Below are 20,218 nucleotides of genomic sequence, written 5' to 3' on the forward strand. Positions count from 1 at the left end.
CCGACGTCGTCTGCGGTACCCGGACCGGCCGGGTTGAACCCATGCCCGGTGACACGGAAGACACAAGAGACCACGTCATCGGTGCCGTACGCTTAAGCCATGGCCGTCTCCGTCGCCTCCGTCACCGACATCTGCCGCTCTGCGCGCGCCGCGTCGCGCCGTCTGGCGATGCTGCCGACGGCCGAGAAGGACGCTGCCCTGAACGCCATCGCCGATGCGCTGGAGGCGCGGACGGTCGAGATCCTCGAGGCCAACGCGCGGGACTTGGAGGCCGGGCGCGAGGCGGGGCTGTCAGATGCGTTGCTGGATCGGCTGCTGCTCGATCCCGAGCGGATCGCCGCGATCGCTGCGCAGGTGCGCGACATCGCGTCTCTGCCGGATCCGGTGGGGGAGGCGATCGATGGATTCCGGTTGCCCAACGGCCTGGATGTCGCCAAGACGCGGACCCCGCTCGGCGTCGTCGCGGTCGTCTACGAGGCGCGGCCGAACGTCACGATCGACGCCGCCGCGCTCTGTTTGAAGTCGGGCAATGCCATCGTGTTGCGGGGCTCTTCGAGCGCTGCGCACTCCAACGCGATCCTCGCGGCGATCGCCGCCGAGCACGCGCCCGACGGCGCGATCGGCCTTGTCGCCGGCGGCGGCCGCGAGGAGCTCGCTGAGCTCGCGACCCAGGACGAGCTCGTCGACCTCATCATCCCCCGCGGGGGCGAGGGGCTGAAGAAGGCGCTCACCGAGGTCGCGACCGTCCCGATGATCTTCGCCGCGTCGGGCAACTGCCACGTCTACGTCGACGCGGCCGCCGACCTCGACATGGCCCGCGAGATCATCATCAACGCCAAGACGCAGCGGCCCGGCGTCTGCAACGCGGCCGAGACGCTGCTGGTCCACGCCGAGGTCGCCGGCGCGTTCCTGCCCGGCGCGCTCGCCGCGCTGCGCGACGCGGGCGTCGAGCTGCGCGGCGATGAACGCGTCCGCGCGCTGGACGGCGCGGTCACGCCTGCGACCGACGCCGACTGGGACACCGAGTTCCTCGCGCTGACCCTGGCCGTCGGGATCGTGGACTCCGTGCAGGAGGCCGTCGACCACGTCAACCGCCACGGCTCCGGCCACTCCGAGGCGATCGTCACGGGTAGCTATCCGGCGGCACGTGTCTTCGAGCTCGGCGTCGATGCCGCCTGCGTGTACGTCAACGCCTCGACCCGCTTCACCGACGGCGGCGAGTTCGGCTTCGGCGCCGAGATCGGCAACTCGACCCAGAAGCTCCACGCGCGCGGGCCGATCGGCCTGCGCGAGCTGTGCTCGTTCAAGTACGTCGTGCGGGGAGACGGACACGTCCGCGGTTGATCCGATGGCGATTGCTCCGGGTGATCGCCTCGGCATCCTGGGCGGGACCTTCAACCCGCCGCACCTCGCGCACCTGCTCGCCGCCCAAGAGGCCTACGACCAGCTCGAGCTCGACCGCGTCCTGCTGATGCCGGTCGCCACGCCGCCGCACAAGGAGGCGGCCGACGACCCGGGCCCGGAGGTGCGGCTGGAGCTCTGCCGGCTGGCCGTCGCCGGCGACGACCGCCTCGCCGTGTCCGACCTCGAGGTCGCGCGCGGGGGAGCGTCCTACACGGCCGATACGCTGCGCGCACTGCATGCTTTGCACCCGGGAGTCGACCTGACGTTCATCGTCGGAGGCGACATGGCCTCCAGCCTCCCGACGTGGCGCGAGCCCGCGGAGGTGGCGGCCCTGGCACGCCTCGCCGTCGCCGAGCGCCAGGGCGCGCGCCGGGCCGATATCCTGGAACGGCTGGCGACGGTCCCTGGCGCAGCAGAGCGCGCCGAGTTCTTCGACCTGCCGCGCATCGACCTCTCGTCTTCTCTGATCCGGCGGCGGGTGGCCGCCGGACATCCCATCCGGTACCTGGTGCCCGATCCGGTCACCGCGTACATCGCACAGCACGGGCTCTACCGGAGCCCGGTCGGTAGCCCATCACCATCAGCATGACCATGGAGGAAGCGTCCTCTTGCCCAGTCAGACCATTGAAATGTCCGATCCCCAGTCACCAGAAGAGCTGAGCCCCGAGCGCCTCGCGCAGCTCGCGGCCTCCTACGCCGCCGACAAGAAGGCCGTCGACATCACCGTGCTGGACCTGCGCGGCGTGTCGAGCTACACCGACTTCTTCGTCGTCTGCTCGGGGAACAGCGACCGCCAGGCCAAGGCGATCCACGACGCGATCCACGAAGGCCTCAAGAAGGACCACGGCCAGTTCCCGCGCCGCGTCGAGGGCGTCAGCGAGTCGCGCTGGATCCTCATGGACTACTTCGACATCGTCGTCCACGTCTTCGTCCCCGAGGTCCGCGAGTTCTACCGCCTCGAGCAGCTTTGGGGCGACGTCCCGCGGCTGGCGCTCGAGCTCGAAGAGGTTCCGCAACGCTAAGGAGTCCGTGAGCATTTTGTGCTCGCGGTGACAAGATCTGTGTGATGAGCCGCCCGTAGGGTCGGTCGCGGTATTTCGATCGACACACAGGAGGAGAAGGTGCGGTCCATCACGCGGCGGCTCATCGGAGTCGTCATGGTCGTGTGTGCGTGCAGCGGTGGGGTCACCGCGGCGGCGCTCGCCGACAACTACGTCGCCCTTGGCGACAGCTACTCGTCGGGAACGGGAACCAGGGACTACTCCCTGAACTCGGGCTGCCAGCGCGGCCCCTTCGCCTACCCGGCGCTGATCAAGGCCGACCGGCCGAACACGACGCTGACGTTCGTGGCGTGCTCGGGAGCCAAGACGACCGACGTGCTCGCCAACCAGGTGCAGTCGCTGAGCACGTCCACCAACATCGTGACGATCACGATCGGCGGCAACGACGCTGGCTTCTCGAACGTCATCACGCAGTGCGCGCTCCCGCTGGTGAGCTGTAACAGCAACATCACCACGGCGCAGAACTACATCAACAACACGTTGCCGGCGCAGCTCGACAGCGTTTACACGCAGATCCACACGCGAGCGCCCAGCGCGACCGTCGTGGTCCTCGGCTACCCGCGCCTGTTCATGGGCGTGGACTGCAACGCGGGGACGTTCTTCAGCACCGACGAGATGACCAAGCTCAACCAGACCGCCGACATGTTGAAGAACGTGACGGCGGCGCGGGCAGCGGCCCACGGCTTCACGTTCAAGGACGCGATCCCGTCGTTCACGGGCCATGCGGTGTGCTCGTCGACGGAGTGGCTCAACGGCCTCTCCAACCCGGTCAGCGACAGCTACCACCCGAATCGCACGGGGCACAAGTCGGGCTACGAGCCGTTGGTCCGGTCCGTGATCGGCTAAGCGGAGCTCGTCACGGTCGTGCTGCGCTCCGAGCGCGCAGCACGACCTCGAGCTCGAAGCGTGCTTCGGGGTCGTCGAGCGCGGCTCCGAGGAGGTCGCGGAGGCGGGCGAGGCGGTAGCGCACGGTCTGCGGATGCACCTGCAGGGCGGCGGCTATACGCGGGCCGTTGCCGCGGTGGCGCAGGTAGGCGAGCAGGGTGGATTCCAAGCGCTCGCGCGAGCGGGGTGCCAGCGCGGTGAGCGGGGCAAGGCGCAGCCGCGCGAGGTCGTCGACCAGCGAGGGGTCCTCGGCGAGGAGGAGCTCGAGCAGGTGGTCGTCGGCGACCAGCAGGCCGGGCACGCCGGGGTCGAGCAGGCGCCACAGGGCCCGAGCGCGCGCCCAGCTGCGCGCGGCGTGCTCAGCGGCCACCGTCGAGCCCAGTGCTGCCGCATGGCCGCGCAGCGCGAGCTCGAGCTGTTGGCGGCGCCCCGGGCCGTCGGGGTCGGGCAGGATCAGACAGGCGGCGCCGTCGACGCTGCCGATCAGCAGGTCGCCGGGAAGTCGCCGATCGCGCAAGCCTCCGTGGTCAGCGGCGAGCGTGATGACCGCGACGGAGCGCGGGAGCGGCCACGAGGCGTCTGCCGCAGTCCGCTCGAGCACCGCACGCTCCGGCGTCGGATCGGCGACCAGCGTGGCGACGAGCTGCGCGCGCCGGCGCTCGAGCTCGCCGGCCGCGGCGGCCTGCGCGGCGACGAAGCCCTCGACCGTGACCGCTGCGATCTCGTCGAGGTAGGCGAACAGCGCGTCGGCCAGGACGGCCACCGTCTCGGCTTCGGCGCCCGCGTCGGTGGCGACCGCGGCGATGCGACGCCAGACCACGCGCGCCCCGAGGTGGTAGCCCGACTGCAGGTCGTCGAGGCTGTGGCCAGAGCGAAACCAGCGCTCGCCCACGGCGACGTACAGCGCGCGATCGGCGCCGACGGTCGGTGGACGGTGCTCGATCACGCCCGCGAAGTCGTGCAGCGCGTCGGCGACCGCCGCGACGACGTCACGGCCGAACGGGCCCTCCAGAGAGCGGTACACGGGGATCGCGGGGCCGAGCACGTCGACCAGCTCGTCGGCGATCGCCGGGATCGCCGCGCAGACGAGCGCCCCGAGATCGGTCGGGAGCGCATGCCAGGGCCGCGGAGTGCTCCGCGCGTCGAGCGCCATGGCCCATGCTCGCCCGCGTCGCTCCGGAAAGCAAGAATCTCGGCATTGAGCCCTTGCCAGCGCTCATAATCCGGCGACTTGGCGCCGATCTCCAAGGAGGAGACTGGCTTGCGCCCCGGAAACCTGTAGGGACCGGGACGCTTGAACTTCCGACAGGTGTGGTAGAAACGTCCCCGTCTCGACGCACGGGGCAGGGGGTCCAGACCTCCCTGGCGTCGATTCCGTCCGAAGGTGGCTGGGACACGTCCGTCGCGAGTGCGGCGCGCGCCGGCTGCTGCTGACCTGCTGTCCATCCCCGGAGGATTTTCGTGCTGAGAAGGAGGCGTCCCCGCGCCACCATCCGCGCCGTTCTGTCCGCCCTTGCGACCACCCTGGTCGCGCTGTTGTCCCTTGCCGTGGCGGGCACCGCAATCGCCGCCACCGTCCCGCTCAACGGCCGTTCGTTCAACACGGCCTGCGCGGCCGCGGCCGCGGGGGACGTCGTCACCGTTCCCGCGGGCAGCTACGGCTCGCAACAGCTCACCTGTCAGAAGGCGGTGACCTTCCAGCTGGACGCCAACGCGCAGCTGTCCTACCTCGACTTCTCGGGCGCCAACGGCCCGACCGTAACCGGCGGCCGGATCACCGGCAGCGCCGGCGAAGGCGCGGCCCAGATCTTCCGCTCCACGAACGTCACGATCCGCGGCGCCACGATCAACAACATGATCTACGTCGAGGGCAGCGTGAACGCGACGATCGACGGCAACCTGATCGAGCCCGCTGCGGGCGGCACGTCGTGGTCCAACGGCGACATGATCGACATCTACGAGCAGACGCGCACCGCGCAGGTCAACACCGGGCTGACGATCTCCAACAACATCATCCACGGGCTGCGCGCGCCGACCTCCGCGGCGCACTCCGACGCGATCCAGCTCTGCAACTGCGGCGATCCGGATCAGGTGCCGCAGAACATCAAGATCGTGCGCAACCGCTTCTACGACAACGAGTGCATGAACATCCGCGCCAACGAGCGCGATGGCCTCCTCGTCGAGCAGAACGTCTTCGGCGACACGATGACCGGCATCAGCGGTTGCGGCGCCTATGCGCTTGACGTCTACTACGCCAACGCCACCGTCCGCTACAACACGTTCCCGGGCCGCCAGGAGGTGCAGGTCGACGACGACGCCGACGTCGGCCAGTCCCAAACGTGGGTCGGCAACGCGGGCAACGGCATGAGCAGCGCCTGCGGTGCGATCCGCGCGACGTACTCCCACAACGTGTGGACCGAGCAAAAGTGCGGTTCCACCGACAAGCAGGTCTCGTCGCTGAAGCTCGCCGCCGACGGGACGCCGCTGAGCGGGAGCCCGGTGATCGACGCCGGCGACACCACCAACTTCCCGTCCGAGGACTTCAACGGCGGCAACCGCTTCGTCGGCGCGGGCCCGGATGCGGGCGCGTTCGAGCTTGGCTCGGGCAGCGCGCCGGGCAACGGTCAGCCCGTTCCCGGCACGCCGGGCGGCACCGGCGGCACGCCGACGCCGGCGGCGGGCGGCGGCTCTTTGCCCGGCAGCGGGAAGGTGCCGATCGGCAAGGTCCCGAGCAGCAGCACCCCGATCCCCGGCGGTGGGCCGGGGGCCGACCCGGGCCTCGGGGCCGCCGTGGCAACCGCCACATCGTCGGGCCTCGTGGCGGCCTTCGGCTTCGATGAGACCTCGGGCGCCACCGTGCGCGACGCCTCGGGCCACGGCCTCGACGGTCGCCGCATCGGCGCGACGCGCACCGCCCATGGTCGCTTCGCCCGCGCGCTCTCCTTCGACGGCATCAACGATCGCGTGACGGTTCCGGACTCCGCCCAACTGCGGCTGACCGACGGCCTGACGCTCGAGGCATGGGTCCGGCCGACCTCGGCCAGCGGCCAGCGCCTGGTGCTGCTCAAGGGACGCGGTAGGGGCACCGCCTACGGGCTATATGCCAGCGACCTGCGGCGACCGGCCGGCAGCGTGCGGACCGCGGTGGCCGCGACGGCCAGCTCGGTTGCGCGCGCTCGCGCCAAGACGGGCTTGCCGCTGGGCCGCTGGAGCCATGTCGCCGTGACGTTCAGCGGCGATCGCGTGCGGATCTACGTCAACGGTGAGTGGATCTCCTCGCGGAGGGCAAGCGGCTCGATCGTCGCGGCGGCCGGCGCGTTGCGCATCGGCGGTGGCGTCTCGACCGCGACCTCCTTCCGCGGTCGCATCGACGAGGTGCGGGTCTATGACCACGCGCTGACCGGCGCCGAGATCCAGGCCGACCTGTTGCGCCCGGTCGACGGCTGAGCTCGAAGGGGGGAGGACGCGGCTACGGTAGGTCGACATGACCGCCGGCAGCGTCCACGACACGATCGCCCGCTGGGTCGCCGGGGGCGATCGTGTCGCGCTGGCGACGGTGGTCGAGACGCGGCGCTCGGCGCCGCGGCCGGTCGGCGCGAAGATGGCGTTGACCGCCGGTGGGGCGGTCGTCGGCGCGGTGTCGGGCGGCTGCGTCGAGGGTGCGGTGGTCGAGGTCGCCGAACGGGTCCTGGCCGGCGGCGTGCCGCAGTTGCTGCACTACGGGCTCGACGACGGTGAGGCGTGGGATATCGGGCTGCCGTGTGGGGGAGAGATCACCGTCTGGGTCGAGGGCTATGACCCTGAGGGCCTGCAGGCGCGCTGCGCGGCGCTTGCGCGCGATGGGCGGCGGGCGGTCCTCGTCACCGCGCTGCGAGACGCCCCGCGCGTCGGCGCCAAGCTGCTCGTGCCGGCCGATGGCGAGCCCGAGGGCACGCTGGGTGATCCGGCGCTCGACGTGGCGGCGCTGGAGGTTGCGCATGCGGCCCTGTGGTCGGAGCGCGGAGCGTTGCACACCGTTGCCGGAGCGACGCTCTTCGTCGACGTGGTCGCGCCGCCGCCGCGGCTGATCGTCGTTGGCGCGGTCGACATCGCCGTGGCGCTGACCGCGGTCGCGGCGCTGGCCGAGTGGCGCTCGTTCGTGATCGACCCGCGCTCGCGCTTTGCGACGGCGGCGCGGTTTCCCGCGGCTGAGCGGACCATCGTGGCCTGGCCGGAACGCGCGCTGGCCGAGCTCGAGCCGATCGACCGCACGACCGCGATCTGCGTCCTGGCTCACGATCCCAAGCTTGACGACGCGGCGCTGGTCGCGGCCCTGGCCTCGGAGGCCGGTTACATCGGGGCGATCGGGAGCCGCCGGACGCAGGCGCGGCGGCGTGAGCGTCTGCTGGCGGCCGGCGTCGCCGCGACCGCGCTGGAGCGCATCTCGGGCCCGATCGGCCTCGACCTCGGCGGCCAGACCAGCGCCGAGACGGCGTTGTCGATCATGTCGGAGATCGTCGCCGTGCGCCGGGGTCGCGCTGGCGGTCGTCTCCTGGATGCCACGGGCAGCATTCACGAGCCGCAGTCAGTGTTGAGCGCGTCCTGACAGCTGGCCTAAAGGTGAGTACCACTATGTTGCTCTGCTTTTTGATTTATACGCCGAGGATCTTGGTGTGCATGATGGCGCGTGCACGGTGAGCCGGCGGGGACCTTCGTGCCGGTCGTCAGCTCGGGGGAGCAGCGCGCGATCACGATCACGGGCACGTCTGACGAGGACGAGGGTGACTGGCCCGTCTGGGTCGCGGCGCCGCCGCGCCCCGGCCGTTACGCCATCGACATCGAGTTGCTCAACCCGCAGGGCACGGTGCCGCTGGCGACGCTGCGGAGCCCGAGCTTCGCGCGCTAGCGCGCCTCGTTTAAGCCGCCGCGCCGTCGCGCGCCACAAACGGCACGCGCACACCCTCGCCGAACGGCTCGAGCTCGCCGCCGCGCTTGAGGCGGTTGATCGTCGCCGCGACGATGGTGCGCTTGATGCCGGCGAGCGCAACGGCACCGATGGCGTCGCCGCCGGCGGAGGCTTGGCCGAGCGCTTCCGCTGCGCGTTCAACAAGGTCCAGGGCGCGGCGGCCAGCGAGGACTGAGCTCAACCCGAGCCCGTGAAGCTCCAGTCATCGACGACGTGCAGGCCCGACTCGTCGTGCTCCAGGTGTCCGTGGAGCAGGTTGATGTTGTCGCTCTTGACGACGTCGTCAAACGAGGATTCTGGGGCGATCGGGCTGACGTGGCCGATGTCGAGGTAGTCGGTGCCGATCGACTCGGTCGTCGGACCACAGGGGTAGGTCGGGGGATGGATCGCATCCCCGTGCGCGCGCAGCGAGTAGTAGAACGGTCGGGGCTCGGGGTGCGGCGCGTAGGGGTTGGCACTGACATCTTCGAGCGTCATCGCCGTCGCGCCGATCGCGTCGTTCTGCGTGGCGTCGGCGCTGCCCCCACCCGAACACGGGCCGGCCGGATTGGTCACCGCCCACGTCACGCTCGCGCTCACCACGTCGTAGGGGATCGACGTCGTCCCGTCGAGATACGCCGGGAACACCGGGTTGTGGACGTAGGTGGCCGTTCCGTGCACGGTCACGGTGATCCCGAGGTAGGTGGTGACGCGCGTCCAGGTGCCGTCGTACTGGTGGGGGAAGCCGCTGCGGGGATCGATGACGACGTTGACCATGGCGTCGTGGCCCTTGCCGCGCTTGGAGGCGTGCGTCAGCCGGACGATGTCGGTGTCGCCGCCCTTGGCGTCCAGCGGTGCGTAGTAGGTGAACGTCGCGTCGGTGTCGGCCTGGGTGTCGGCCGGATTCACGCGGCCCGAGGTGTTGATGGCGGACATGGGGCCGGAGAACGTCTGGTCGTGGTGGTCGGTCAGGTGGGCGACGATCGCGACGCTGCCACCCAGCTTGACGTGCACCGTGTCGGCGTTGGGCACGATGCGCACGCAGCCGCCGCCCTCCGGGCGACCCCGAGCGGCGCCGATCATGTCGATGACGTAGTCATGGCCGACGATATGGGCGATGTAGGCGCCGAGCAGACCACCGCCGGCCGCGATGTTGTCGTCGGTGCCGGTCGTGACCGTCGTCGAGAGGTCGACGTAGGCGCGGCCCTCGATCACCTGGCCGTTGCTTGCTGAGACATTGCCGCTGACCGAGCGATTGGAATGCGCCGTGTGCGACGTGAACTTCCACGTGCCGATGACCTCGACCGACGCGAACTGCGCGTTGTCGCCGAAGTGGACGATGACCTGGGCGTTGAGCGTCGCGGTCTCGCCGATGACCGTGGTGCCGCTCGTCGATGTGATGCGCTGGCTGATGTCCAGCGTTCCGTGGGAGGCGCCGGTCGCGTCCGGACACTTGTTCATCACGTAGCGGACTTTCAGGACTCGCTTGGTCGAGGCGGCGCGGGCGCCCGTGACACGTGTGGCCTTTGTCGTTGTCGTCGACTGCCAATCCTCGCCGCTGTCCTCGGCGGTGTTGATGATGTTGGCGTAGTCGGCGTGCTTGGTCTCGGTGCCGTTGTCGTTGGTGACGCTGTTGCCGTCGGCGGACTTGGTCTCGGCCGCAATGGCGTGGACGCCATGGAAGGCGGACTGCGCCACCGGCTCGGGCATCGGGGCGTGAGCATTCGCGTAGGCGACGAACGCCGCATCCGTCTTGGCGTCGATCGCCGCGACCTTGCGGGCCGAACTGGTCTTGAACGCGCGCGCGACCTTGACCGGGACGAGCGTCGCGGCGAGCGCGCGGAGCTTGCTCTGCGCGGCCGCGACCGATGTCGGGATGATCACGTTCTTGACGACGCACCCGGTCGCATGGTCGACGGGCCCGCCCTTGTGATGCACGTAGGTGATCGTCCGACGGACCTGGCCCGCGGGGCAATGCTTGGCCTTCTTGGCGGCCCCGGCCGTAGGCGCCGCGAACAGCGCGACCAACCCCACGATCATCAGGACGCTCCAACCTCTGGGCGCGATCACATCGTGAGTATCCTTGACCTTGCGACGAACCACAGGAAACGTGGCTCAGACCGAAGCGCCCACCCGCTCGCCGGCGCAGGGAATCTGCGCACGGAGACGCGTCCCGCGGCCGGGCGGGCTGTCCAGCGCGAGCGTGCCGTCGAGCGCCTCGAGGCGGTCGGCGAGGCCGCGCAGGCCAGATCCATGGTCGGTGTCGGCTCCCCCGACGCCGTCGTCGGTGACCTCGACGGTCATGCGCCCATGCGCTCGCCGGACCGTGACGGTCACCTCGGTGGCCTGCGCGTACTTGGCGACGTTCGCGAGTGCCTCCGACACGATGTAGTACGCGGCGATCTCGACCGCGGCCGGAGCGCGCTCGCCGCCGTCGATGTCCACGAGCACCGGCACCGACGCCCGCCGGGCGAGCGCCTGGACGGCAGGCTCCAGACCTCGGTCGGTCAGCACCGCTGGGTGCAGGCCGCGCGCCAGTTCGCGCAGCTCGGCGAGGCTCGTCTTCAACTCCTCCAGGGCACGATCGAGGGTCGGCGCGATCTCGGCCTGCGCGCCGACGCTGCTGCGCAGATGGCCGAGCATGAGCGCGACGGCCACGAGCCGTCCCTGTGCGCCGTCGTGCAGGTTGCGTTCCAGGCGGCGGCGCTCGGCGTCCCCGGCCGCGACCAGCCGCGTCCGCGAGCTGCGCAGCTCCTGGAGACGGGCACGCAGCTCGGAATCCAGGCGCGCGACGTGGCTGCGCAGCAGCCCGGCCAGGAAGCCGAACGGCAGCATGGCCATCGCGACGAACGCCGCCCACCACGCGACGTCACCGACGCCGGCCTGACCCACCGTCACGAGCAGGAAGGTCAGAAGCCCCGACGCGTAGACCGGCGTGAGCTGGAGCCGCTCGAGCGGGCTCGTGTGTCGCCAGCGTTGCGAGAGGCGCACGAGCACGATGATGAACAACACCAGGTAGAGCAGCGTCTGGAACGCCAGTCCGATCTTCGCGAGCGTCGGGTCGCGATCGATCAGCAGGACGTTGACCGGACAGTCGTCGCAGCCCAGCTCGTGTGGACCAGCGAAGAGCATCGCCGGCACGGTTGCCACCGTGAACGTCACATAGCCGGCGATCACGATCGCCCGGTCCCACAGAGTACTCAGCCGACCAGAGGGAAAGGTCACAATGAGCTGCAGGAACAGCGCGCCCCACAGTCCGCCGAGGATCTGCCCGAGGGAGTAGGGCAGCCGCGCGTTGGCGAGGCCGAGGGCCGACAGGAACCACGCGAAGCCCAGCAGGACCATCAACATGCCGATACGGCTCTCCGGGCGCAGACGCCGCGCGTAGAGGCCCGTGCCGATGAAGCTCCAGCCGGCGATCGGGCCGAAGATGGCCCACACGGTCGTCCCGTTCTGGTGGTCGCTGGCCAGGACCAGCGGCACGACCGCGACGCCGCACGCCAGCGCGGCGAGGACGATGGCGACGGTACGGGCAGCGCTCATGCGCCTGATCGTCGCGTCCCGGCCGGTGCAGAGCAAGCGCTACAAGAACCGCCCGCGTCCTGGAAGGACGCGGGCGGCGGGCGGGAGCCTGCGGATGTCACTGCAGGTGCTAGGAGACCGGGACCTTCAGGTCGCTGAGGATCTGTGCGGCGGTCAGCGCCTTGTTATAGACGCGGACCTCGTCGATCCTGCCCTTGAACCACTCGCCCAAGGCCGAGTTCCCGCCCAGGCGCAGCACGCCCGTGCTGGTCTTGAGCGGGCCGGGGACCGACCGGGAGGAAGAGGCCACGCCGTTGATGTAGATCGTCAACGTCGAGCCGTTGTAGGTGGCGGCCAGATGGGTCCACGTGCTGGTCGACAGCGCCGTGGCGGCGCGGGTGTTGAACTCGCTCGTCGTGAAGACGTCGGCGGCGCCCTTGCCCGTGTCGCTGGAGCCGAACAGGCCATAGACAATGCCGTTGCTCTGCTCCTTGGCCATCACGGTGCGCCAGCCCGAGGTCGTGGTCGGCTGCAGCCAGGCCTCGAGCGTCATGCCGGTGGTGAGGTCCAGACGGCTGTTGTCGGCGACGGTGACCTGGTCCTTGTCACCGTCGAACGAGAGCGCGCGGCCGTACTTGCCCGCCGCGACCCACGTCGCGCCCGAGACCGTGCCGGTCAGGCCGTGGCCCGTGGCGTCCTTGGCCGTCGTGCCCGAGGTCTCGTTGAAGGCGTACGCGGCGACGAGCGCCGGGTTCGCCGCAGCGCTGACCGTCCACGTCGCCGTGGCGGGTGTGGCGTCGGTGTTGCCGGCGGCATCGGTTGCCCGGACGCTCACCGTGTGCGAGCCGACGGCCAGGCCGGTGTAGCTCTTCGGTGAGGTGCAGGCGGCATAGGCGCCGCTGTCGAGCTTGCACTGAAAGGTGCTGCCCGCCTCGCTGGAGCTGAACGCCACCGAGGCGCTGGTCGACGTGCCGCTGGCCGGGGCCGAGGTGATCGTCGTCGCCGGAGCGGTCTTGTCAGCCGCAGGCGGGCTCACGGTGCCGCTCTCGTAGGCGCCGGCGTCGGGCGCCAGGCCGGCGTAGCGCGCCTTGCCGAGGTAGTCGGTCGCTGGGTAGTTGGCGGTGTCGCCCGCGTCGAGCAATGGGCTGCCCGACTGCAGCGTGCCGTCGCTGTTGACCTTCAGCGAGCTGACCTGCTTGTCGGTGGCGCCGCACTTCTGCTCGGTCCAGACGTTGTGGCTGAGCGTCGCGCCCGCTGCGCCGCCGGTGCCGCAGCCATCCGAGAAGCCCGCGCCGGCGTTGTTGATCCAGTTCTGATGGATGCCACTGGTCGTCGGGGTCTCCTGGATCTCCTGGGCGCCAGGGAAGACGTTGTTGCGCGCCATCACATTGGCGTAGCCGACATCGATCGCGTAGTAGCCGCATCCCGAGATGCCCTTGTAGGAATCGCCGAAGATGTTGTTCTCGAGCGTGACGCCATCGCCGGGATTGGTGCGCAGGTTGATGCACTCGTTGTCATAGAAGCGCGTGCTCAGGATCTTGATCCCGGTGTGGGGCTGGCCGTTGTTGTAGAGCTGGATCGCGTCGGAGTGCGCCGTGCTCGACGGCGACCGCAGACCATGCAGAAGGCTGTTCTGGATGGTGATGTTGTGGTTGGGGGCGTTGTTGCGGTCCGGGAAGATGTCCACCATGTCGCCGTTGGCCCATGACGTCGAGGAGGTCTCGGGCTCCCAGGTGACGTGGTCGAACAGCATCCCCGTCGTGTTCTCGATGTAGGTCTGGTTGTTGATCGTCGAGCTCTTGACCGCGACGTTCTGCGAGCCGCTGGACATCAGACCGGTGACGAAGCGCATGCCCGTCACCGTCGGGCCATTGGCCCCGGAGAAGTTGAGGTAGTCGACCCGCGTCGACACGCCTGCACCAGCGAGCGTGACCGCCTTGGTGCACTTCATCGCCTGCGAGCCGTAGGTACCGGCGGGGACGGTGATCGTGTCGCCGGCTGCTGCAGCACTGCACGCAGCATCAAAGGTCCGGCCGTTGAGCGGCACGGTTGCCGCGGATGCGAAACCCGCCAGCAAGAGGGTGGGTACGAGCACGCACGCAGCGATCAGCGCGACGCGCAAGCGTCTAATTAAAGGCACGAAGAAGCCTCCGGTGGAACAGTTCGGGGCACCAAGCCGGCACCGTGGCCGGCGCGGCTCGGAAAGGCCTATGGACGGCGCGTGAAAGGCCGGTGAAGGCCCCCCTGCTCACGCGCCTGGCAAATATCGTTCTAACAGGTCTTGAAGGCTGTTAGGACGGGTGAGTTAGACGTCGAATCTGGGGATCGGACCCTGGATGCACAGGCAATCCGGGGCAACTCTTCTGTTCACCCCTAGGTCTACCCAGAGCCTTGGTTATGTATCACGAGGGTTGGCGTGCGGACCAAACACACACGCGGTTCACCCGGTTGGGGGATGGCGCGTCTCGGTCAGGAATCCGGTGTCGAGAGCCAGTCCAGCAACTCGTCGAGAACTGCCTCCTGACCGGCCGGCACGCCATCGGTCGCGGCCCGGACCAGCTCGCGCTTGCGGTCGATCACGGCCGCGATCCGCTCGTCGATCGTGTCGGCCGCGAGCAGGTACCAGGCGGTGACGGCCTCCTCCTGGCCGATGCGGTGCACGCGGTCCTCGGCCTGGTCGTGGGCGGCCGGCGTCCAGCCCAGCTCCACGAAGGCGACGTTGGACGCGGCGGTCATCGTCAGCCCGACGCCCGCGGCGTCCAGCGAGCAGATGATCAGCCGGCAGGCGTCGTCTGACTGGAAGCGCTGCACCTCGGCGGCGCGGCCGTCGGCGTCGAGGCGACCCGTCGCGCAGGCGGCGCCGGGGAAGGCCTCCAACAACGCGTCGCCGATCTCGCGGTGGCGGGTGAAGACCACCAACTTCTCGCCGGTCTCCACGAAGTTTCCGATCCACTCGCGCGCGCCGTCGAGCTTGCCGCGCGCGGCGATCAGCGCCAGCTGCGTGATTCGGACGAGCGCCTGGGCGCGGCGGGCACGCTGCTCGGCGTCCCGGCCACGCTCGCGGATCGCGGCGGCGCGGGCGTCGTCGTCAAGGCCGGCGATCTCGCGCGTGAACGCCGCGTCGGCCTCGGCCTGTGCCCGGACCCACCGGGCGACGTCGGACTTCGCCGCGCGGTACTCACCGCCGTTGGCGATCGTGACCGGGACGATTACGCGCTGCTTGGCCGGGAGGTGGCGCAGGACGTCGGCCTTGCGGCGGCGCACGAAGCAGGTCCGGCGCAGGCGGCGGTTGAGCGTGTTGAGCTCCTGGCCGCGCGCGTAGACGCGGGCAAAGCGCCGCGCGCCACCGATCGCGTCGAGGCGGCCGAGGATCTTCAGCTGTGCGGCCAGCTCCTCGGGACGGTTGAGGACGGGCGTGCCGGAGAGCAGCAGGACGATCGCGTCGTCGGGCAGGGCGTCGGCGATCGCGGTGACGGCCTGCGTGCGGCGCGCCGTCGGGTTCTTGCAGAAGTGCGACTCGTCGAGGATGAGCGCGCGGGGTGGGGCGGCGATGGCACCGTCGATCAAGGTATGGGCGATCTCGTAGCTGGCCACGGAGATGTCATTGGTGTTGATGGCGTCACCACCGGAGAGCCCGGTGCGCGTGCGGTGCGGCAGCCAGCGCTCGGCCTCGCGCAACCAGTTCAAGCGCAGCGACGCTGGTGCGACGACGAGCGCCGGGTAGGCGCCGGCGGCCTCGAGCGTCGCGAGCGCCTGGATCGTCTTGCCGAGGCCGGGCTCGTCGGAGAGGAACGTCCGGCGGGCACGCAGTGCGTAGTCGACGGCGGCGCCTTGGAACGGGCGCAGCGGCGCGGTGAGGCCGTCGATCTCGACGCGGCCCTCCTCGGCGGATGAGAGCGCTTCGAGCTCGTCGGCGGTGCCGGCTTGGCGCGCCGCGGCGTCAAGGGCGGGGAAGATGTCGTGGCCGCCCTGGAGCTCCGGGCGGGTTTCCATCAGCGCGCGCAGTCCGCCGTCGCCGTGGATCGAGACCCACCACGAGTCGAAGGTGCGCGTGACAAGGCCGAGGGGGGTGAGCGCGGGCTCGAGATCCGGATGGCAGCGCCGGCAGAGGCGCAGACCGACCTCGCTCGCGACGTTCTCTACGACGGCCACGTCGCAGCGGTGCGCGACGTCGACGACGGCGGCTTGCGAGAGCGACGGCTGCTCGTAGCGGCCGACGCGCTTGCGGACCTCGGGCATGGCGGTGAGCGTTGCGATGCGGTCGAGCTCGTCTGCGAGCGCCTCCAGCGGGGCGTCGCGCGCGGGGATCCAGAAGCGGTCCAGCACCGGGTCATGGCGGCGGTCGGGCAGCTGGGTGAGGACGGCGCGCAGCTCGCGATCGGGCTCCATCGCGATGACGACGCCCGGCACGCCGGGCTTGTGCTCGCAGAAGTGTGCGACGGCCGTCGCGGCCTCGGGCAGCTGCTCGACGGCGGCCAGCAGCTGCTCAGCGGGTGGCTCGACCTCGATGTTGGGGTGCATCGCGAGGAGGTTTCGCACGGCGCGCGCGACGACCGGCACCGCCGGTGCGCTCCAGACGTGCGGCTCGCGGATGGGATCGCGCAGGACGTGGGGCAGTGTCGCCAGCGCGCCGGCGAGGCCGTCGCCCGGCACCGTCGTGACGACGAAGTGCGACCCCATCGGCTCGACCCCGACCGTGGCGTTCGGTGGGGAGGACGGGGCCATCGGCAGCGGAGGGTATTGGGCGTGGGGGGCGGAGGGGCGGGACACCGTGGCGCGCCTGGTCGGCGCGGCGCGAGCGCTCCGGGCTTTCGGGTGGCTTCGCCGGCGCCGGCCGTTGACAGCCGACATCGACCAAGATAGTTTCGCGCTCGCGCGTGTCACAGTTGAACGATCAAGCGCGTATACCCGACCGGGGGTCTCAATGCGCTGGTTGCTCTCGTTGTGCGTCGCGTTCATCACCCCGCTCGTGTGGGTTGGTGGCGCCGATGCTGCGACCACGATCACGTTGTCGCCCACCTCTGGCGCCCCGGGGACGTCCATCGTCGTCTCCGGTTCGGGCTTCGACGCCAGCGCCTCGGTCGACGTGTTCCTCGGCACGGCTGATCTCGCGCTGGTGACCACCAGCGCGACCGGCACGGTCAGCGCCTCCATCCAGATCCCGGCGTCAGCACAGCCTGGGACGAACTGGATCACACTGGACGAGCGGCGCACGCACGCGGCCGCCCAGGCCTCCTTCTACGTCAGCGCGATCTGGGCACAGGGCGGCTTCGGACCCTCCTGGCGCGGCGACAACCCGTTCGAGAACACGATCGACACCGGGAACGTCGACGAGTTGTCGGAGTCGTGGGGGCAGCAGCTCGACGGCCTCGGAAACGGGAAGTACCCCATCTTCTACGCGGGCAATGTCTTCGTCGAGGACCTCAACAAGACGGTTCGCGCCTTCTCCCAGGCGGGGAAGCTGCTGTGGACGGCGACGGCGCCGGGAGCCAGCTTCGTGACGCCGCTCCCGGCGGTGGGAGCCTCGTCGAAGGTGGTCTTCGCGGATGCCCAAGGCAACATCACCGCCTACAACGCCCAATGCCGCACCGACGGCGGGGTGTGCGCCCCGGCCTGGACGAAGAACATCGGCGTCGCCGTCACCGCCGCCCCATCGACGAAGAGCAGCCTGCTCTACGTCCCGGCGGCCGATGGCCTAGTGCATGTGCTGAACGCGAGCACGGGTGCTGCCGGGACCTCCATTGGGGGTGGCAGCAGTGGTGCGGTGACCGCGCCGGTCTCGTTCTCGCCCAATGGCAAGCCATGGATCGTCCAGGGGGACTACGAGTTCAACGGGCAGTTCGGCTTCTTCCCCAGCTCGGCGCTGTCGGGGGTCGCGGTGGTCGCCGATAGTCTCGGCTTCGCCACGGAGGCCAATGGCCGCCTCGACAGCATCGGGGGCAGCGGCTGGAGCACCACGCTGGGGGGAACCGGGTGCACCCCACCCAGGCCGGTCTACGCCGACAGCGTCGTCTACGCCGCCGGCTGCACGTCGCTCGGCGCCTATGACGCTGGGACCGGCGCCGCGCTGTGGACGATCGCGACCTCTGGCCCGGCTGCGGGCCTGGCGGTCGCCAACGGCGTGTTGTACGCCTGCGTCGGGCAGGCGCTCTCCGCCTATGCGGCTTCCTACGGCGGCCGGTTGTGGAGTGGCGATTACTGCGCTGCGCCACCCGTGGTCGTCAACGGCGTGCTCTACAGCGCGGCCAGCGACCTCGAGGCCTTCAGCCTGACGGGCGCGCGGACGGCGGCGGTGTCGCATCGGGGGCGCCCGGACCCGCGGCACCTGCGGCCCACGATCCGCGCGCCCCGCAGCCACGGGCGCGTCACGGCCCACTCGCCGCGTTGAGGCTCACCGGTCTCGTCCTGGTGGTGGCGACCACGGCCGTGTTCGCGGCGGGCACCGCGTCCGCCGCCGCCGGCGGGTCGATCAGCGGGACGGTGTCCGGTGGCTCGGGTCCGGTGTGCGTGCTGGTCCTCGATGCGACCGGACAGGAGGTGGCCAGCGCGGCCAGCGATGACAACGGTGACTACATCGTCGACCAGGTGCCTCCCGGCTCCTGGACGGTGGAGTTCGACCCTGACAACGGCTGCCTGAGCGACCACACCGCTCAGGCCATCCAGTACTACCGGGACGCCAGCACCCCGGCCACCGCCACCGCGGTCAGCGTGTCTGCCGGGGAGACGACCTCCGGTATCGACGGCGCGCTTGTCATGGGGGCGACCATCACCGGGACGGTTCGCGACGGCGGGCTGTCCGCTCTGTCGGGGGTGTGCGTCGTGCTCGAGGACACCGCCGGCCGGCCAGTCGTGCGCCAGCCGACCGATACGGACGGTGACTACAAGCTCACCCAGCTGCCTCCAGGCCGGTTCATCCTGCAACTCGTCGATGACGACTGCGCCGGGCGGCCCGAGCGGTACGCGCCGGTCTACTACCCCGACGCCTCCACGCCGTCAGACGCGCAGGTGATTGCACTCCAGGCCGGCCAGGTGGTCGGCCCGACGGACGCGACCCTGACGCGGTTGCCGTCCTCGGCCGGCACAGCACCCGTCGCCTCGACGGGCACTTCAACCGGAACCTCGGGGAAAGCTGGGACACCGACGCCCGGCGCGAAGACGTCTCCGTCACCGAAGGCTCGCCGAAAGGCGGTGATCTCGCTGCTGGCGGTCGCCGGTGGCCGCTGGACGGTTGACGGGCGGCAGCGGCTTCACCTGCGTCTTCTGTGCGCGGCGGGTGGCCCGGCCTGCGCCGTGACCGTGACGGTCCGGCGTCCGCTCATCCAAGCCGGCCGGATTCGGGGCGGCCGCCGCGTCGGCCTCCGCACGCTCACCGTGCGCGCCGGCCACGCGGTGGCGATTCGTGTGCCCCTGCGCGGTGTCCGTGCGGGGCGACTGTGGGTCTCGGTCCGTCTGCGGGGTCAGAAGGTCGGGACCACGACGGTCCTGCCGGTTCGTTGGTGACCATGCCTGCGGACACGTCGCTCACCGCTCGACGTGATCCGATCAGCCGTGGGTCTCGGAGCAGCATGCCGCGGAGCGCGGAGATTCGGCGCGGACGTCCGCCACCGATGAGTGGCCGTTGACTGATCAGGCCCCGTCGTGCTGCAATGCCGCCGGCGATGCGCTTCGACCGCTCCATCCTGCGCCCGGTCTTCGCCGCCCAGATCGTCTTCTATCCGCGCCGTCGGCGGCCGCTGCCCGGCTGGCTCGGCGACGTGGCGAAGTGGCGTGCGCGGGTCGGGATGGCATCGATCATCGTGATCACGATCCCGTATGGCGGTCCACTGCGGATCGCCAATGACTGGTGGGACGGCAAGCTGCACCATCTGGCGTTCGGCGCGCCGCTGCTGGTCGCGATGATCATGGCCTGGCGAGCGCTGATGTGGCGGCGGATCGGCCGTGACGAGGTGCCAGCGATCCCACTACCTGTGTGGCGCATCGTGTTCTTGTTCACCTTCGCCGTGAGCGCATCCGCGACCATGAGCCTGCTGCAGAGCGGCATGAGCACGGGTCCGTGGTGGATCACCGTCCTGTGCGGCGCCGCCATCTTCTGGCTGTGCGTGTTCATGATCGCGTCGTTCGTGCTCGTCCTGCGCTTCTTCTTCGGGATCGAGGACGCCCATCCGATGCTCGCGCCGATCTGCACGGTGGCGATCGCGCTGGTGCTGTTCGCTCTGCGGGCTGACGGCGTCGTGCCTCATCGCGTCGGACTACACATCGCCGAGGCCGGCCTAGCGTCGACCGCGGCGCTGTGCATCACCGAGGTGGTGCTGCTGTACCGGCGCGGCGAGCGGTTAGATCGCGCGCCGCTGCCACGATGATCGGCCACACGGCATGAGAGGGTCCGCGGCTCAAGATCCCGGCCGGAAGACCGACGTTCGAC

Annotated in this window: 16 protein-coding genes; 10 read left to right on the plus strand and 6 right to left on the minus strand. The window is 70.2% G+C overall.

Annotated elements, in window-relative coordinates; genetic code table 11:
• Positions 1–99: 99 nt before the first annotated feature.
• The 4 genes from VGO10_RS16340 to VGO10_RS16355 all read left to right on the plus strand — a co-directional run bounded on the left by VGO10_RS16340 (position 100) and on the right by VGO10_RS16355 (position 3,311).
• Entirely contained in the window at positions 100–1,344 is a 1,245-nt protein-coding gene (locus VGO10_RS16340; RefSeq protein ID WP_327470269.1) for a glutamate-5-semialdehyde dehydrogenase, read from the plus strand.
• A gap of 4 nt (positions 1,345–1,348) precedes the next feature.
• Positions 1,349–1,993, plus strand: a complete 645-nt coding sequence (gene nadD / locus VGO10_RS16345) for a nicotinate-nucleotide adenylyltransferase (RefSeq protein WP_327470271.1) — start codon at positions 1,349–1,351, stop codon at positions 1,991–1,993.
• Between the two features lie 40 nt (positions 1,994–2,033).
• Entirely contained in the window at positions 2,034–2,426 is a 393-nt protein-coding gene (gene rsfS / locus VGO10_RS16350; RefSeq protein ID WP_327470273.1) for a ribosome silencing factor, read from the plus strand.
• A gap of 99 nt (positions 2,427–2,525) precedes the next feature.
• Complete coding sequence (locus VGO10_RS16355; protein WP_327470275.1) at positions 2,526–3,311, plus strand: SGNH/GDSL hydrolase family protein; 786 nt, start codon at positions 2,526–2,528, stop codon at positions 3,309–3,311.
• A gap of 10 nt (positions 3,312–3,321) precedes the next feature.
• Here the strand turns inward: VGO10_RS16355 and VGO10_RS16360 are convergent, their stop codons facing one another.
• Complete coding sequence (locus tag VGO10_RS16360) at positions 3,322–4,503, minus strand: helix-turn-helix domain-containing protein (RefSeq protein WP_327470277.1); 1,182 nt, start codon at positions 4,501–4,503, stop codon at positions 3,322–3,324.
• A gap of 395 nt (positions 4,504–4,898) precedes the next feature.
• Here VGO10_RS16360 and VGO10_RS16365 point away from each other — a divergent pair, with 395 nt between their 5' ends.
• From VGO10_RS16365 to VGO10_RS16375, 3 genes are all read left to right on the plus strand, one after another.
• Positions 4,899–6,797: a LamG-like jellyroll fold domain-containing protein gene (locus VGO10_RS16365; RefSeq protein ID WP_327470279.1), complete on the plus strand. Its 1,899-nt coding sequence runs from the start codon at positions 4,899–4,901 to the stop codon at positions 6,795–6,797.
• A gap of 37 nt (positions 6,798–6,834) precedes the next feature.
• Positions 6,835–7,935: an XdhC family protein gene (locus tag VGO10_RS16370; RefSeq protein ID WP_327470281.1), complete on the plus strand. Its 1,101-nt coding sequence runs from the start codon at positions 6,835–6,837 to the stop codon at positions 7,933–7,935.
• 81 nt (positions 7,936–8,016) lie between these two features.
• Entirely contained in the window at positions 8,017–8,235 is a 219-nt protein-coding gene (locus tag VGO10_RS16375) for a hypothetical protein (RefSeq protein WP_327470283.1), read from the plus strand.
• Between the two features lie 10 nt (positions 8,236–8,245).
• On the opposite strand, the gene VGO10_RS16380 is transcribed toward VGO10_RS16375, so the two are convergent.
• From VGO10_RS16380 to VGO10_RS16400, 5 genes are all read right to left on the minus strand, one after another.
• The gene (locus tag VGO10_RS16380) at positions 8,246–8,476 is read right to left on the minus strand and encodes a hypothetical protein (RefSeq protein ID WP_327470284.1); all 231 of its coding nucleotides are present in this window, start codon (positions 8,474–8,476) and stop codon (positions 8,246–8,248) included.
• Positions 8,473–10,344, minus strand: a complete 1,872-nt coding sequence (locus tag VGO10_RS16385; RefSeq protein WP_327470286.1) for a hypothetical protein — start codon at positions 10,342–10,344, stop codon at positions 8,473–8,475. The genes VGO10_RS16380 and VGO10_RS16385 overlap by 4 nt, the downstream gene beginning before the upstream one ends.
• A 45-nt stretch (positions 10,345–10,389) precedes the next feature.
• Positions 10,390–11,817, minus strand: coding sequence for a sensor histidine kinase (locus VGO10_RS16390; protein WP_327470288.1), 1,428 nt, complete (start codon positions 11,815–11,817; stop codon positions 10,390–10,392).
• Between the two features lie 109 nt (positions 11,818–11,926).
• The gene (locus VGO10_RS16395) at positions 11,927–13,891 is read right to left on the minus strand and encodes a LamG domain-containing protein (RefSeq protein WP_327470290.1); all 1,965 of its coding nucleotides are present in this window, start codon (positions 13,889–13,891) and stop codon (positions 11,927–11,929) included.
• A gap of 374 nt (positions 13,892–14,265) precedes the next feature.
• Complete coding sequence (locus tag VGO10_RS16400; protein WP_327470292.1) at positions 14,266–16,521, minus strand: DEAD/DEAH box helicase; 2,256 nt, start codon at positions 16,519–16,521, stop codon at positions 14,266–14,268.
• A 199-nt stretch (positions 16,522–16,720) separates the two neighbouring features.
• Between VGO10_RS16400 and VGO10_RS16405 the strand changes: the two genes are divergently transcribed.
• The 3 genes from VGO10_RS16405 to VGO10_RS16415 all read left to right on the plus strand — a co-directional run bounded on the left by VGO10_RS16405 (position 16,721) and on the right by VGO10_RS16415 (position 20,156).
• Positions 16,721–18,184 carry a PQQ-binding-like beta-propeller repeat protein gene (locus VGO10_RS16405; RefSeq protein ID WP_327470294.1) on the plus strand — a complete coding sequence of 488 codons (1,464 nt, stop codon included), beginning with the start codon at positions 16,721–16,723 and terminating at the stop codon, positions 18,182–18,184.
• Positions 18,181–19,296, plus strand: a complete 1,116-nt coding sequence (locus VGO10_RS16410; protein ID WP_327470296.1) for a carboxypeptidase-like regulatory domain-containing protein — start codon at positions 18,181–18,183, stop codon at positions 19,294–19,296. Before VGO10_RS16405 ends, VGO10_RS16410 begins: the two co-directional genes overlap by 4 nt.
• Positions 19,297–19,442: 146 nt before the next feature.
• Complete coding sequence (locus VGO10_RS16415; protein ID WP_327470298.1) at positions 19,443–20,156, plus strand: hypothetical protein; 714 nt, start codon at positions 19,443–19,445, stop codon at positions 20,154–20,156.
• The last annotated feature ends 62 nt before the right edge of the window (positions 20,157–20,218 follow it).

The sequence above is a fragment of the Baekduia sp. genome (assembly GCF_035996765.1).
In the GTDB taxonomy this organism is placed as follows: Bacteria; Actinomycetota; Thermoleophilia; order Solirubrobacterales; family Solirubrobacteraceae; genus Baekduia.

Coding starts and splice junctions, on each gene's coding strand:
- VGO10_RS16340 (WP_327470269.1), top strand. CDS start 100: ATGGCCGTCTCCGTCGCCTCCGTCACCGACATCTGCCGCTCTGCGCGC.
- nadD (WP_327470271.1), top strand. CDS start 1,349: ATGGCGATTGCTCCGGGTGATCGCCTCGGCATCCTGGGCGGGACCTTC.
- rsfS (WP_327470273.1), top strand. CDS start 2,034: ATGTCCGATCCCCAGTCACCAGAAGAGCTGAGCCCCGAGCGCCTCGCG.
- VGO10_RS16360 (WP_327470277.1), bottom strand. CDS start 4,503: ATGGCGCTCGACGCGCGGAGCACTCCGCGGCCCTGGCATGCGCTCCCG.
- VGO10_RS16370 (WP_327470281.1), top strand. CDS start 6,835: ATGACCGCCGGCAGCGTCCACGACACGATCGCCCGCTGGGTCGCCGGG.
- VGO10_RS16390 (WP_327470288.1), bottom strand. CDS start 11,817: ATGAGCGCTGCCCGTACCGTCGCCATCGTCCTCGCCGCGCTGGCGTGC.
- VGO10_RS16400 (WP_327470292.1), bottom strand. CDS start 16,521: ATGGCCCCGTCCTCCCCACCGAACGCCACGGTCGGGGTCGAGCCGATG.
- VGO10_RS16405 (WP_327470294.1), top strand. CDS start 16,721: ATGCGCTGGTTGCTCTCGTTGTGCGTCGCGTTCATCACCCCGCTCGTG.
- VGO10_RS16415 (WP_327470298.1), top strand. CDS start 19,443: ATGCCGCCGGCGATGCGCTTCGACCGCTCCATCCTGCGCCCGGTCTTC.